The 13,982-nt window shown below is 27.1% G+C and carries 13 protein-coding genes; 12 read left to right on the top strand and 1 reads right to left on the bottom strand.

The genetic code is table 11. The features are described from left to right. Positions 1-118 precede the first annotated feature (118 nt). From BN6774_RS14885 to BN6774_RS14870, 4 genes are read left to right on the top strand one after another with little or no spacing between them, the layout of a single operon-like run. Positions 119-2,212, top strand: a complete 2,094-nt coding sequence (locus BN6774_RS14885) for a BglG family transcription antiterminator (protein WP_066895164.1) — start codon at positions 119-121, stop codon at positions 2,210-2,212. A 3-nt stretch (positions 2,213-2,215) separates the two neighbouring features. Beyond that, positions 2,216-2,491: a PTS sugar transporter subunit IIB gene (locus BN6774_RS14880; protein WP_066895162.1), complete on the top strand. Its 276-nt coding sequence runs from the start codon at positions 2,216-2,218 to the stop codon at positions 2,489-2,491. A 23-nt stretch (positions 2,492-2,514) separates the two neighbouring features. Then, positions 2,515-3,789, top strand: coding sequence for a PTS ascorbate transporter subunit IIC (locus BN6774_RS14875; protein WP_066895159.1), 1,275 nt, complete (start codon positions 2,515-2,517; stop codon positions 3,787-3,789). Between the two features lie 12 nt (positions 3,790-3,801). Then, positions 3,802-4,506 (top strand): tryptophan synthase subunit alpha, encoded by a 705-nt coding sequence (locus tag BN6774_RS14870; RefSeq protein WP_066895156.1) that lies wholly within the window; start codon positions 3,802-3,804, stop codon positions 4,504-4,506. A 114-nt stretch (positions 4,507-4,620) separates the two neighbouring features. Here the strand turns inward: BN6774_RS14870 and BN6774_RS18665 are convergent, their stop codons facing one another. After that, the gene (locus tag BN6774_RS18665; protein ID WP_167349603.1) at positions 4,621-4,776 is read right to left on the bottom strand and encodes a hypothetical protein; all 156 of its coding nucleotides are present in this window, start codon (positions 4,774-4,776) and stop codon (positions 4,621-4,623) included. 282 nt (positions 4,777-5,058) lie between these two features. Here BN6774_RS18665 and BN6774_RS14865 point away from each other — a divergent pair, with 282 nt between their 5' ends. From BN6774_RS14865 to BN6774_RS14830, 8 genes are all read left to right on the top strand, one after another. Next, on the top strand, positions 5,059-5,727 hold the full coding sequence (locus BN6774_RS14865) for a response regulator transcription factor (protein WP_066895154.1): 669 nt from the start codon (positions 5,059-5,061) through the stop codon (positions 5,725-5,727). Next, on the top strand, positions 5,724-7,280 hold the full coding sequence (locus BN6774_RS14860; RefSeq protein WP_066895152.1) for a HAMP domain-containing sensor histidine kinase: 1,557 nt from the start codon (positions 5,724-5,726) through the stop codon (positions 7,278-7,280). The genes BN6774_RS14865 and BN6774_RS14860 overlap by 4 nt, the downstream gene beginning before the upstream one ends. 107 nt (positions 7,281-7,387) lie before the next feature. Next, positions 7,388-8,260: an ATP-binding cassette domain-containing protein gene (locus BN6774_RS14855; RefSeq protein WP_066895150.1), complete on the top strand. Its 873-nt coding sequence runs from the start codon at positions 7,388-7,390 to the stop codon at positions 8,258-8,260. Position 8,261: 1 nt separating this feature from the next. After that, positions 8,262-9,080, top strand: coding sequence for an ABC transporter permease (locus BN6774_RS14850; protein WP_066895148.1), 819 nt, complete (start codon positions 8,262-8,264; stop codon positions 9,078-9,080). A gap of 149 nt (positions 9,081-9,229) precedes the next feature. Continuing rightward, complete coding sequence (locus BN6774_RS14845; RefSeq protein ID WP_066895146.1) at positions 9,230-11,254, top strand: YgiQ family radical SAM protein; 2,025 nt, start codon at positions 9,230-9,232, stop codon at positions 11,252-11,254. A 42-nt stretch (positions 11,255-11,296) separates the two neighbouring features. Next, complete coding sequence (locus BN6774_RS14840; protein ID WP_066895144.1) at positions 11,297-12,094, top strand: RelA/SpoT domain-containing protein; 798 nt, start codon at positions 11,297-11,299, stop codon at positions 12,092-12,094. A gap of 172 nt (positions 12,095-12,266) precedes the next feature. After that, a complete protein-coding gene (locus tag BN6774_RS14835; RefSeq protein ID WP_066895142.1) occupies positions 12,267-13,448 on the top strand; it encodes an SAM-dependent methyltransferase in 1,182 nt (393 codons plus the stop codon). A gap of 247 nt (positions 13,449-13,695) precedes the next feature. Next, positions 13,696-13,977, top strand: a complete 282-nt coding sequence (locus tag BN6774_RS14830; RefSeq protein WP_066895140.1) for an ArsR/SmtB family transcription factor — start codon at positions 13,696-13,698, stop codon at positions 13,975-13,977. The last annotated feature ends 5 nt before the right edge of the window (positions 13,978-13,982 follow it).

The raw sequence follows: 13,982 nt of genomic DNA, 5'->3' as shown, positions 1-13,982 counted from the left end.
TAATATTTATGAACTAATGGTTTTATTATGTTATAGTATTGCCATATTGAGTTTGAAAACAATTAGACTTTAAGATATTTAATTAAAAATCTATAATAAATTTAAGGAGGAAATATTTATGAATGAAAGATGTAATCAGATTTTATTATCAATCATAAATAGTGAAGAGTACATCACAATAAGTAAATTAAGTAACATATTTAATGTTTCACAAAGAACAATTAGATATGACTTAGATACTATAGATGAGTTTCTAAATGATAATTGTTGTGAAGTATTGTTAAGGAAACAGAAATTAGGAATAGGATTTGTTAAAGATACAAATAAAAAAAATAAAATACTTGAAATAATAGGGAATCAAGATTTATCTTTCTATGCATTAGGAAAAGAAGAAAGAATTAATATAATAATAAGTGAAATCCTTCAATGTAGAGATTTTATAAAGATAGATAGGTTGGTAGAGAAAACACAAACTAGTAGGGCAACAATATCTAATGATATAAAATATATTAAAAAATGGTTTAAAGAGAAAAATATTAAATTAAATGTAGTTCCTAAAAAAGGTTTTGTAGTGGAAGGCGAAGAGTATTTTATAAGAAAAGCCTTATTAGAAGTAATAAGTAATTCAATAGATATAAGCAAATATGAGAGAAACCCACAAATGGGAAAAAATACTAGATTCAACTTCTCTCTTTACAAGGAAGTGGAAGAATTTTTCAAAGAAATTAATTTAGAGATAATAAAGATGTTCTTAGAAGATGTAGAAAAGGATTTAGGGATTGTTTTAACTGATGAAGGGTTTACTAATTTAGTAATAAATATATCATATTCAATTAAGCGTATAAAAGAAGGTAAATCCATAATAGAAACTAAGAATTATAATAGCATAATAGAAACAAATGAATTTAGAGTTATAAAGAAATTAAGTAAAAAAATTGAGGATGAATACAAAATTAAGATTAATAATGATGAAATTCAATTTATTGCTATTGAATTACTAGGAAGTAGTTTAACAAATTGTAATCAGAGAATAAGTGAAAATTGGGTAGAAATAAATCTAAGTGTAAAATATTTAATAGAATCTATAAGTTTAATAGAAGGAGTAGACTTATTAAATGATAAGCAATTATTTTTAGGAATAGTTAATCATTTAAGGCCTGCAATATATAGAATGAAAAATGATATTATTTTAGTAAATCCAATTTTAAATGAAATAAAGGCTAAATATACAAAAATATTTTTAGAATTAAAGAAATATGTATATTTAGTTGAGAACTCTTTTAGTTGCAAGTTTAATGATTCTGAAATAGGCTATTTAACTATACATTTTGCTGCAGCTTTGGAGAGAAATAAAACTATTAAGTCAGGTAAAAAAAATGTAGTTATAGTATGCTCTGAAGGAATTGGAACATCACAAATGATTTTATCAACTATTTTGAAAAGGTTTAAAGTTAACGTTGTTGGTGTAACTTCTAAAAGATATTTAGATAAAGTAGTAGCTAAGAATAAGGTAGATTTAATAATTTCAACTATTCTGTTAAATACAAAAATAAAGACAATAGTAGTTAATCCTATTATTTCAAACGAAGATATAGAAATGTTAAAAGATGCTATTGGAGAAATAGAGGAAGAAGATAGAGAAATAAGTAATGTTATAGAAACCATAAGAAAAAGTTGCATTATTAAAGATGAAGAAAGATTAATTTGTGATTTAAGAAAATTATTAAATTATAAAGATGAAATAATAATAAAGGAGAGATATAAACCAATGCTAAAAGAGATCATAACAGAAAATGAAATTTTAACGAATATAGAAGTAAAAGATTGGAGGGAAGCCGTTAGAAAAGGTGGAGAATTATTATTTAAGTCAGGAAAAATTGAAGAAGGATATATACAGGGAATGATAGAGAATGTGGAGGAAAATGGAGCTTATATTGTAATAGCACCTAAAATAGCTATGCCTCATGCTAGGCCAGAAAAAGGTGTGAAGGAAATAGGGATAAGCTTAATAACATTGAAAAAACCTATAAACTTTGGTAATCCTAAAAATGATCCAGTAAGCCTAGTTATTTGTTTATGTGCTGTCGATCATTCTTCTCATTTAATAGCTTTATCAGAGCTTATGGAAATTTTATCTGATGATGAAAAGGTTAAATACATATTAAGTGAGAATGATTCAAATAAAATTATTAATTTAATTAAGGGGGTATAAAGTATGATAAAAATTGTAACAGTTTGTGGAGCAGGGGTAGGCAGTAGTATGATGCTTAGAGTTTTTACACAACAAATAATTGAAGCTTATAATATTGAGGCAGAAGTAGAGGCTTCAGATATAGGGTCAGTAAATGCAAATGAGTATGATATTGTTATTACTACATCAGACTTTGCAAATGTATTGAGAGAAAGCACAGCTAAGATAGTTAGAATTGACAATTTAATGGATAAAGCATATTTAAAGAGTGAATTATTATCTGCAATTAATGAATTATAATTATAAGTTAAGGGGGACTAGAGATGAAAGATTTTTTTATGTATCTAGCAACTAATGTTTTTAATGAAGCAGTATTTTTAATCGGAGCAGTAACTCTTGTAGGATTGATTGCTCAAAAGAAAAAACTAAGTTCAATGATATCAGCAACAATTAAGACCATGGTTGGATTTACTCTTATTACAACAGGAGCACAATCAATGGGAATGTCTTTAACTCCAATGCAGTCAATGCTTCAGCATATATTTGGGCAATCAGCTGAAGTTGTAGATGTGGGAGTAGCTATGGGAAGTAGTATGAGTTCAATAGGAGCGTCAGCGGCACTAATTTTTGGATTCGGATTTATTTTAAATGTACTTATTGCAAGATTTACAAGATTCAAATATATACATTTATCAGCGCATGTATCTTTTTTTTATGCGGGACTTATCTCTGCAATACTTGGAACTATGACAGATTTATCTATGATAATGATAGTAGCAATTGGATCAATTCTCCTAGGTATATATATGACATTTACTTGTGCATATATGAATCCATTAATGAAATATGTTAAGGGAGGAGAAGGTTTTACAATAGCTCATTCAAGTTCTATTGGGTGTTTAATATCAGCAGGAATAGGAAAAGTATTAGGTAATAAAGAAAACGATATTGAGGAGATTAAACTTCCTAAAGGATTAGAGTTTTTAAGAGAAATAACAATAGCATTAACTGTAGTAATGACATTAGTTTTTATGATAGTTTCATTAATAGCAGGTCCAGTCTTTGTAATGGAGAATGTAAGCAATGGTAAAGATATAATTACTTTCTCAATATTAAATGGAATACAATTTGGTTTATGGATAACTGTAATAATTACTGGAGTTAGAATGATGATGGCAGATATAGTACCAGCTTTTCATGGTATTTCAGACAAATTAGTACCAAATGCAAAGCCAGGTTTAGACATACCTTTATTATTCCCTAAATATCCTACTTCAGTTATCGTTGGTTTTTTATCAAGTTTAACTGCAGGGCTAATCGGAATGAGTATATTAGGGTTTATTAACTATCCAGTTTTTGTGTTTCCAGCACTTATACCAACATTTTTCACTGGAGCAATAACAGCTATATTTGGTAATGCAACAGGTGGAAGAAGAGGTGCTATTATTGGATCTTTTGTGAATGGACTAATATTAATTTTTGGACAAGCATTTTTAATTCAATATATTGGAGGATTTGAACCTGTAATGAGGGTACTTTGTGAAACAGATTATGCTTTCTTTGGACCATTATTTGGATGGATATTGAATTTATTATAAGAGAGGTATATTTTGAATAAGAAAAAAAAGTTAATTACTGTATATTTACTAGCTAATTTTCCTAATAAGAAAAAGTTTTATGCAGTATTAGATGAAATTAAAAAAGCTAAAATAGATTATTTAGAATTAGGGATACCATGTAAAAATCCCTTTATGGATGGAGAAATTATTTCAAATGCACATAAGCTTGTAGCTAATAGTGGATTTACAGAGAATGATTTGAAAGAGATATTTGTATATATTAAGGAGAATATGCCGGAGATTAAGTTAATAGTAATGACATATAAGGATGGCATTTCAACTTATAACTTATATAATTATAAAAACTATTATGATGGAATACTATGTCCAGAAACGTTTATAAATGATAATACAGTAAATAGAATTCAAATTTATAATGAAAAATTAACAGAAGACGAAATAAAGGAAAGATTGAAATATAATAAAGTATTTGCTTACGTTATGACTGGAGTTATGAAAACAGGAAATAAATGCGAAATTCCAAAATCTTATTTAAAAACAATAGAAAAAATAAAAAAATATAGTGATATATTAATTCAAGTTGGTTTTGGAATAAGTACTCCACAAGATGTTAAAATGATTGCAGAGAGTAAGACAGATGGTATTATTATAGGATCTGAACTAATGAAACGCGTAGAAAATGATAGTTTAGATGATATATGTGATTACTTAACAAGCATTAATAGTGTATTATAAAGTAAAAATTGATTTTAAAGAGTCATCCAAAGCAATAGTGTTTGGGTGACTCCTATTTTTATGGATTTGTAAATTTATATTATGTATTATTAAATTTTTATTATGTCATAGCACCTAGAATCCCTTTTTCTTTGCGTCAACTCCACTTTCATTGAGAGCAGGTTCTTCTGTGGTAAAGTTATAGTGGTTATTAGCATATTGATTTTGAGTTTTAGATCCATTCTTTAGATAATTATCTTTAGAATGGACTTTTTTGTTTTGACTTTTCATAATTAGTACCTCCTAAAATATATTCATTTATATTATTAGAAGAATTAAAAAATATTATTATAAGTAATTATTATATAAGTTGTAATAAATATTCACATTAATATTATGATATATCTTATGCTGATCATATTTAAGTAAAGTCTCATATAGAAGATATAAACTTTAAAACAATATACCACAAAATTGTATAAATTGATGTTATTGGTTAAAAAATTATGGTAGCATTTAAGAAGAGTAATGAACAAAATTTGGAATTAATTTTTAAAAGGGGGGCTTTAGAATTTGATTAAGATTTTATTTTTGGAAGATGAACCAAATATACTTGAAGTTACAACTGAATATATGAAGATGCAAGGTTATGATGTTACTTGTGTATCTAATGGAGCAGATGCCATTGAAATGCTAAAAAGCTATAATTTTAACTTAGCTGTTTTAGATATAATGGTTCCTAAAGTTACTGGATTGGAAGTTTTAGAGTATATTAATGAAAATAAAAGAGATATAGCTACTATTATGCTTACAGCTCTTGGAGATGAACAAACTCAGCTTAAGGCTTTTAATTTAAAAACAGATGATTATGTTATTAAGCCTTTTTCACCTTTATTACTATTAAAAAGGATTGAAGCTGTATTAAGGAGAAGTCTTACTGAGAAAAAATATGAAGAGAATACTGAATTTTATATAGATGACAAAACTTACCAAGCTTATTATAAGGGACAAAGCTTAAATTTAACTCTAAGTGAATTTCTATTGTTACAAACATTAATTAATGAACCTGATAGAGTTTTTAATAGAGAACAATTAATAATGAAAATATTCAATGAGGACTATATTTCTAATGATAGAATTATTGATGCTCATGTGAAAAATTTAAGAAAAAAGCTTCCTTATAATTATATAAAGACAGTAATTGGAGTTGGATATCAGTTTAATAAGGAGGATAATCAATGAATTTGTCTAAAAAGACATTTATTTATAGCTCAATACTTTCAGGAATCATACTTTCACTGATATTAATTTATTTTATTATCATGTTGCCTTCCTTATATATAGATTATCAAGGCAAAAGTAATTATCAAGCTATAAAGGCAATTCATGAGGAGTATATAAAAGATAAAAATTATGATAATATACATTCTCCTAATCCAACAGCAACTATTAGTCTTAGAATACCATCTAGTGGCAGCTATATATATGCATCCAATAATTTTAGTACAGTTAAAATTATTATTAAGAATAATGATTTAAATGATTTATTAGATGAGCTTAGATATTACTCTAATAATATAGAAGAGTTAAAGGAAGATAATACTTATTTTGAAAGGTTTTTTGATACTTTAAAGAAAAGTTTTAATAAGGAAGTTTTTGTTAATGAATTACCAATAAAATTTGAGTTTACTGAGAATAATAATAAAAATGTATTTGATGAAGGTACAAGTAAGCTTAGTATTGTTTCAGATAATACTGTAATTTATGAGTTTAATAGCTTTGATGGAGTAAATTATTTTACAGCATACTTTGCAACTACTATTGATAAGGGAGAGATAATAGTATCTTTATTATCTGTAATGACACCTAAGATTGAAGATGTTAGATCCATAGTATTAGAAAGTTTACCTATGATAATTTCAGTTATGATTTTAATATTATTAGTTTTCACCTATTTCTTTTCTAGAAAGATAATAATTCCAATTAAAAAACTTGCAAATCATGCGGAATTCATTAAAGAGAACAATATAAGTGATGCCTCTCCTATTGAAATAAAGGGAGAAGATGAAATATCTATTTTAGGAAATACCTTAAATGAGTTATATAGCAAACTAAATGAAAGTTTTATTAAGATAGAAGAGAAGAATAGATTGCTAGTATTAGAAAATAATAGACAAGATATATTTTTAAGAGCATCATCCCATCAATTGAAGACACCAGTTGCAGCTGCACTTCTTCTTGTAGAAGGTATGATAGATGAGGTAGGAAAATTTAAAGATACAAAAGAATATTTACCTAAGGTAAAAGGTCAGCTTTTATCTATTAGAAAAATTATAGATGAAATTTTGAACCTTAATAATAAGACTATAAATAAGAAGGTAATAAATATTAATGTATTAATTAATGAAATATTATATGAGCATGAAATAGAAACAAAGGAAAAGCTTATAAATATAAATTTTGAAGATAAGGATATTCTTTTAGATACAGATTATCATTTGATTTATAAAATTATAGATAATTTAATTACTAATGCAATTAATTATACTAATAAAAATAATGATATAAGCATTATATTATCAGAAGATAATCTAGAAATCATAAACTATGGTGCTCATATAGATGAAGAGCTTTTACCTAATATATTTGATGCTTTTGTATCAAGTAATTCAGAAAGTAGGGGAAGAGGATTAGGTCTTTATATAGCTTATTACTATTCAAACCTTTTAGATTATAAGATAGAAATAATCAATATTAATAATGGCGTTAAAGCTATAGTTTATTTTAAGAGATAGCTATATATGAATAAAGCTACAGATGATTTCCATAGCATATTCATATGAAATTCATAGGAGGGTATTATAATTAGACTATAGAGGGTAGTTAAAAGGGAGGAATAATAATGATAACTATAAATAATTTAGAGGTTAAATACGGAGAAGAGTTAGCTTTATTAATTAAAAATCCTATAAAGTTTGAAAGTGGAGATAGAGTAGGAGTAATTGGTTCAAATGGAGCTGGAAAAACAACCTTAGTAAAGTCAATATTAGGCCTAATTAAATATAATGGTTCAATAAATACAAAGATAAAACCAGAGGAAATGTCAGCACATATGCAAATTAATAATTATGTGGATACAATGGCAGTTAAGTATATCATTGAAGGAATTTTAAACACAAAGATAAAAAATAATATAAAACTTCAGGAATTGATTAATTTCTTTGATTTTAATTGTTGTCTAAATAAAAAATATAGTGCACTTTCTGGGGGACAAAAGCAAAGGCTTACTATTATTTTAGTATTAATTCAAGATTCACCACTTGTTTTCTTTGATGAAGTTACTTCAGGTCTTGATTTTGAAACAAGGCAACAGTTAATGAGTAAAATTGAAGAATGGTATAAAAATAAAAATACTACCATATGTATAGTTTCTCACTATTATGAGGAATTAGAACAATTAACTAATAAGATATTGATATTAGAAAAGGGAAGAGTAGTAGATTTTGGAGAAAAAGAAGAATTGTTTAAAAAGTACTGTGGTAAATCAATTATAGTTTTAGCTAATAACAATAAGAACTTAGAAATAACAAAAAACTTAAAAAAGCTAAAATCTCCTGACCATTTAATTGCAGTTTCTTGTATGAGCATTGAAGAAGAATTAGAAGTAACCAAACTTTTAATTGAAAATGATATAAGCTTTAAGAGAAGTAACTCAGATATTGAAATAATGAGTATTAATGCAAAGAATAAAATAAATACTAAGGAGGTAGCTTAGAGTGAAGGTACAACTAATTAAAAGTAACTTAGTAAAGTATGAGTTGAGAAATTTAGTGGGGAATATATTTTCAGTGATTTTTGGAGTCGTGTTTCCAATATTTATGTCTATTTTCTTAGGAGCCATAATTGGAGGGCAAGTTCCAGAAGAAGCAAGAGCAAGAGTAATTACAAATATATTTATAAGTAATAGCATGATGATTCCATTAGCTACAGTTTTCATTGGATATTCAGCAACCTTTTCTCAAGAGATAGAAAAGAATATTCCTCTTAGATTTAGACTTTTTGGATATAGAGAAGAGACTTTAGTGGTATCTAAGATAATTGCATATTTAATTTTTATGACAATAGCATTAATAATGTACACAATAATATCCTTTATAGTGCTAGATATACAAGTTCCATCCTTAGGAGCAGCTTTAATCTTAATAGGTTCACTATATTTACTTGCAACAATATTTTTTGTTTTGGCTCATGGCATTTCATTAATTATAAAGAAATTTGGGCCAACTTATGCAATTACTATGATTCTATATTTTGGAATAATGATTTTAAGTGGTATGTTTGGAGTTCAAGCAAAAGATTTTCCAGAGCCTTTAATGAAGGTAGCATATTTATTTCCAACTACCTATGTGACAAGCGACTTTATTGATTTCTGGCAAAAAGGCAGCTATAATTTCATGCCATATATTCAATCCTTGGTATTATTATTAGCAGTAGCATTAATTGTTTTAATAATTGCCATAAACAAAGATTCTAGGTATAATCATAGAAATAAAGTATCATTAAATAAAATTGATAAAGTTTCAGTTAATAAATAAGAGTATAGTGGGCTTCCAGAGGGGAGCTCATTATAATTTTCAGCAAAATATATTTTGTAACATTATGTAAATTTTAAAAAATCAATGATAAATTTCTTTTATAATGTTATAATCAATTAGCGAAAAGTAAACATAAAGTAGGTGTTTAAATGTCAAATAATAGATTTTTGCCGATAAGTAAAGAAGATATGCAAGAGCGTGGTTGGGAACAATGTGATTTCATTATAGTTACAGGGGATGCCTATATTGACCATCATAGCTTTGGAACAGCAATTATTTCAAGAGTTTTAGAAGATGCCGGATATAAGGTTGGTATTATACCACAACCAGATTGGCATAGTACAGATGATTTTATGAAGCTTGGAAGACCAAGGCTTGCCTTCTTAGTTAATGGTGGGAATATGGACCCAATGGTTAACCATTATACTGTAAGCAAGAGAAGAAGAGAAAAAGATCTTTATACTCCTGGTGGAAAAATGGGAGCTAGACCAGATAGAGCAACTATAGTTTATTGTAATAAAATAAGAGAAGCTTATAAAAATATAGATATTGTTATAGGTGGTATAGAAGCAAGTTTAAGGAGATTAGCTCATTATGACTACTGGGATAACAATGTAAGAAATTCTATTTTAATAGATAGTGGTGCTGACCTTTTAATTTATGGAATGAGTGAAAAGCAAATAGTTGAAGTTGCTAATGCTTTAAATGATGGATTTGAAGCAAAATATATAAGGCACGTTAATGGTACTACATATACTATAGATTCCTTAGATGAAATTTATGGTGATTATAAGATTTTACCTTCAAAAGAAGATGTTACAAAGGATAAGATGGAATATGCTAAAGCTTTTAAAATACAATATGAAGAACAAGATCCTGTAAGAGGAAAAGTTCTTGTTCAAAAGCATGCAGATAGATATGTAGTTTGTAATACTCCTGAAATGCCTCTTAATAGAGAAGAGTTAGATAGAGTTTATGCTCTTCCATACACAAAGGAATCTCACCCTATATATGATGAATTTGGTGGAATAGCAGCTTTAGAAGAGGTTAAATTTAGTATAGTAAGTTCAAGAGGATGTTTTGGGAACTGTTCATTCTGTGCAATTACTTTCCATCAAGGAAGGGCTGTTCAAAGTAGAAGCGAATCATCTATCTTAGATGAAGCAGTTGAAATAACTAATTTAAAAGACTTTAAAGGGTATATACATGATGTTGGTGGTCCAACAGCAAATTTTAGAAAGCCAGCATGTAAAACTCAGCTTACTATAGGAGCATGTAAGAGTAAACAATGTTTAACTCCAAAACCATGTAAGAACTTAATAGTAGATCATAGTGAATTCTTAGGAGTACTAAGAAAAATAAGGAAACTTCCTAAAGTAAAGAAGGCCTTTGTTCGTTCAGGATTAAGATATGATTATATAATGGCAGATAAAGATGATACATTCTTTAGAGAATTAGTTGAGCATCATGTAAGTGGTCAATTAAAGGTTGCTCCAGAACATGTAGCAGCTAATACATTAAAATATATGGGTAAGCCATCAGGAGATACCTATGATAGATTTAGAGAAAAATTCTTCAAGATAAATAAACAATTAGGTAAGGAACAATACTTAATACCATATTTAATGTCAAGCCATCCAGGTAGTGGTCTAAATGAAGCAATAGAACTTGCAGAATATTTAAGAGATACTAAATATCAACCAGAACAAGTTCAGGATTTTTATCCAACTCCAGGAACATTATCTACAGCTATGTTCTATACAGGAATAAATCCAATAACTGGGGAAAAAGTTTATGTTCCTAAGACGAAAGAAGAAAAAGCTATGCAAAGAGCACTTCTTCAATTTAAAAATCCGAAGAACTATAATTTAGTTCATGATGCTTTGGTTAAAGCTGGTAGAGAAGATTTAATAGGAAATGGACCAAAGTGTTTAATAAAATCAAAAGCTGATAGATATTTAGCAAAAATTAAGAAGGAAGAAGCAATGGCAAGGGGAAGTTCTAGTAGAGGAAAACAAGGAACTAAGTCAAAATCTTCTTCAAAAACTAATGGTAAATCAAATTCAAAGTCTGCAAATAGTAAAACTTCATCAAAAGGAAAATTTGGAGACTTCAAAGGAAAAAGTTCTAAGGTAAAAAGTAATAAGAGTAGTAATAGAAGACAAGGAAGATAAGAATATAATTAAGGTAATTCTATAGCTAAAGGGGATCTTTAAATGAAGAAGAGTTTTAACATAGATGAATTTATATTAAAATATCCACATGTAGAAAAAATTATTGAGGAGAAGAATATAAATACTGAAAATTTAAGGGACATTTATAATAATTTCGTAGATTATGAAGTTTCCTATGAAAATCAAGCAGATTTTATAGCTAATATTTTACGTTCAGAGCCTATGATTCATTCAGTAAAATCAAGAATAAAAGAACCAGATAGATTAATAGAAAAAATCATAAGAAAAACTGAAGATAGAAGATTAAAATATGGTGAAGATTTTCAATTTACTTTAGATAATTATAAAAATGAAATAAATGATTTAATTGGAATTAGAGTTATCCATATATTTAAAGATCAATGGCGGGATATTCATGAATTTATTACTAAAACTTGGAATGTTATTGAAGTTACTGCAAATGTTAGAGAAGGAGATAATACTAAGAAGTTTGAAGAACTTAATATAGAAGTTAGGTCAAGAATATCCGGATATAGATCAGTCCACTATTTAGTAGAATTTTATCCAACTAACGAAAAAGTTATAGCTGAAATTCAAGTAAGAACAATATTTGAAGAAGGATATGGAGAAATAGATCATAGACTTAGATATTCACATGTGGAGATACCTGAAATACTAAAGTCAAATCTACTTTTATTTAACAGAATTGTAGGAAGTGCTGATGAAATGGCTTCTTTAATTAATGATCTTAGTAAAGAATGGGTTACCAAGGAAGAGGAACTTTTAAAGGTAATAAAAGAGCAAGAAGAGGAAATAAAGCGATTAAAAAAATTAAAATAGAGTAGGCAAAGTTATTTATATAAAAGTTAATTAAGCTCAGATAAAAATGTGCAATTATTTTTTTAGAACCTTGAGAAATCAAGGTTCTTTTTAATTTAAAAGAATATTTTAGTTATTAAGGGAAAAGATAGAAGATATAAAGTTTATAACATAGAAAGAAGGGTTGCTAATTATGTCATTAGAAAGTATGATTATTAAAAAATATTTTAATAAAAATAATCAAACACCTTTTAAGGTCATATTTAAAGATGGGAAAGTAGTAGATATAGGTAATGGAAATCCTAAGTTTGTAATTAAAGTAAATGATAATATCGATAAAAAGTTATTACTTACTAGCACATCTTTGGCATTAGGTGAAGCTTATATGGATAAGAAGCTAGATATGGAGTCAGGAGATTTATATGATGTTCTAGATATTGTATTAGGAAAGTTGGATACCTTTGATGTTAATGAGAGTGCATTAAGTAAATTAATATTTACATCCACATCTAAAAAGAACCAAAAGAAAGAAGTAACTTCCCATTATGATATAGGAAATAATTTTTATAGCCTTTGGTTAGATGAAACTATGAGTTATTCCTGTGCATATTTTAAAAATGAAGATGATACTTTATATGAAGCACAAATAAATAAAATTGATCATATATTAAAAAAATTACAACTTAAAGAAGGTATGAGCTTACTAGATATAGGATGTGGTTGGGGTTACTTACTTATTGAAGCTGCTAAGAAATATAAAGTTAATGGAGTTGGAATTACCTTAAGTGAACAACAATATTTAAAATTTAAAGAAAGAATTAAGGAAGAGAATTTAGAAAAATATTTAACAGCTGAATTAATGGATTATAGAGATTTAGAAAAGAGTAAATTAAAATTTGATAGAGTTGTAAGTGTAGGAATGCTTGAACATGTTGGTCGTGATAACTATGATCTTTTCTTTAAGAATGTAGATACAGTATTAAAGGAGCAAGGATTATTTTTATTACACTTTATTAGTGGAAGAAAAGAGAATTCAGGAGATCCGTGGATTAAAAAGTACATATTTCCAGGTGGAGTTATTCCTAGCTTGAGAGAAATAATAAGTTTAGGAAGTGAAATGAATTATTATACATTAGATGTTGAAAGCTTAAGAAGGCATTATCATAAAACATTACTTTGTTGGTATGATAATTATAAAAAAAATATAGATAAGATTTCTAATATGTTTGATGAAAGATTTGTTAGAATGTGGGAGTTATATTTATCTTCTTGCGCTGCATCTTTTAATAATGGAATGATTGATTTGCATCAAATAGTATTTTCAAAAGGAAATAATAATACATTGGAGATAACAAGACAACACTTGTATAAATGAAAAATGTAGAATTAAGAATGTAAAATTAAGGATGTTTTGCACAGCAAAACTTAAATTAAATTGGTGCAAAGCACCTCTTATTCAAAAATCCGAAGGATTTTTTTCCTTAATTCTTCATTCTTAATTTTTAATTCTTAATTATAAAAAATGCTGGCATTTTTTGTTGACTAAATATAGATAATCATCTATATTTAATATGATACATAGATATTCGTCTATGTATAAATAAATAATAGGAGATATTATTATGAGTAAAAATTATGAAGATAATATTAAAATACTTAAAGCTTTAGGAGAAATAAATAGACTTAAGATAGTTGATATGCTTTCTTCTGGAGAAAAATGTGCATGCATAATATTAGAAAGCTTTCATTTTACTCAACCAACATTATCCCACCATATGAAAGTATTAATGGATTCTGGTATTGTTAAATGCAGAAAAGAAGGTACTTGGATGCATTATAGTCTAGATAGAGAACTATGTAATGATGTAGTAAAATTTTTAAATGAGGTTTTAAATGATGAATAATATTT

The sequence above is a fragment of the Clostridium nigeriense genome, assembly GCF_900086595.1.
Taxonomy (GTDB): Bacteria; Bacillota; Clostridia; order Clostridiales; family Clostridiaceae; genus Clostridium; species Clostridium nigeriense.
The sequence above is the reverse complement of the archived record's forward strand: the minus strand, read 5'-3'. Positions and strand labels throughout refer to the sequence as shown.

What these genes read in the sequence shown, in the direction of transcription:
- BN6774_RS14885 (WP_066895164.1), top strand. Translation starts at nt 119, where the DNA reads ATGAATGAAAGATGTAATCAGATTTTATTATCAATCATAAATAGTGAA.
- BN6774_RS14880 (WP_066895162.1), top strand. Translation starts at nt 2,216, where the DNA reads ATGATAAAAATTGTAACAGTTTGTGGAGCAGGGGTAGGCAGTAGTATG.
- BN6774_RS14875 (WP_066895159.1), top strand. Translation starts at nt 2,515, where the DNA reads ATGAAAGATTTTTTTATGTATCTAGCAACTAATGTTTTTAATGAAGCA.
- BN6774_RS18665 (WP_167349603.1), bottom strand. Translation starts at nt 4,776, where the DNA reads ATGAAAAGTCAAAACAAAAAAGTCCATTCTAAAGATAATTATCTAAAG.
- BN6774_RS14860 (WP_066895152.1), top strand. Translation starts at nt 5,724, where the DNA reads ATGAATTTGTCTAAAAAGACATTTATTTATAGCTCAATACTTTCAGGA.
- BN6774_RS14855 (WP_066895150.1), top strand. Translation starts at nt 7,388, where the DNA reads ATGATAACTATAAATAATTTAGAGGTTAAATACGGAGAAGAGTTAGCT.
- BN6774_RS14845 (WP_066895146.1), top strand. Translation starts at nt 9,230, where the DNA reads ATGTCAAATAATAGATTTTTGCCGATAAGTAAAGAAGATATGCAAGAG.
- BN6774_RS14840 (WP_066895144.1), top strand. Translation starts at nt 11,297, where the DNA reads ATGAAGAAGAGTTTTAACATAGATGAATTTATATTAAAATATCCACAT.
- BN6774_RS14835 (WP_066895142.1), top strand. Translation starts at nt 12,267, where the DNA reads ATGTCATTAGAAAGTATGATTATTAAAAAATATTTTAATAAAAATAAT.
- BN6774_RS14830 (WP_066895140.1), top strand. Translation starts at nt 13,696, where the DNA reads ATGAGTAAAAATTATGAAGATAATATTAAAATACTTAAAGCTTTAGGA.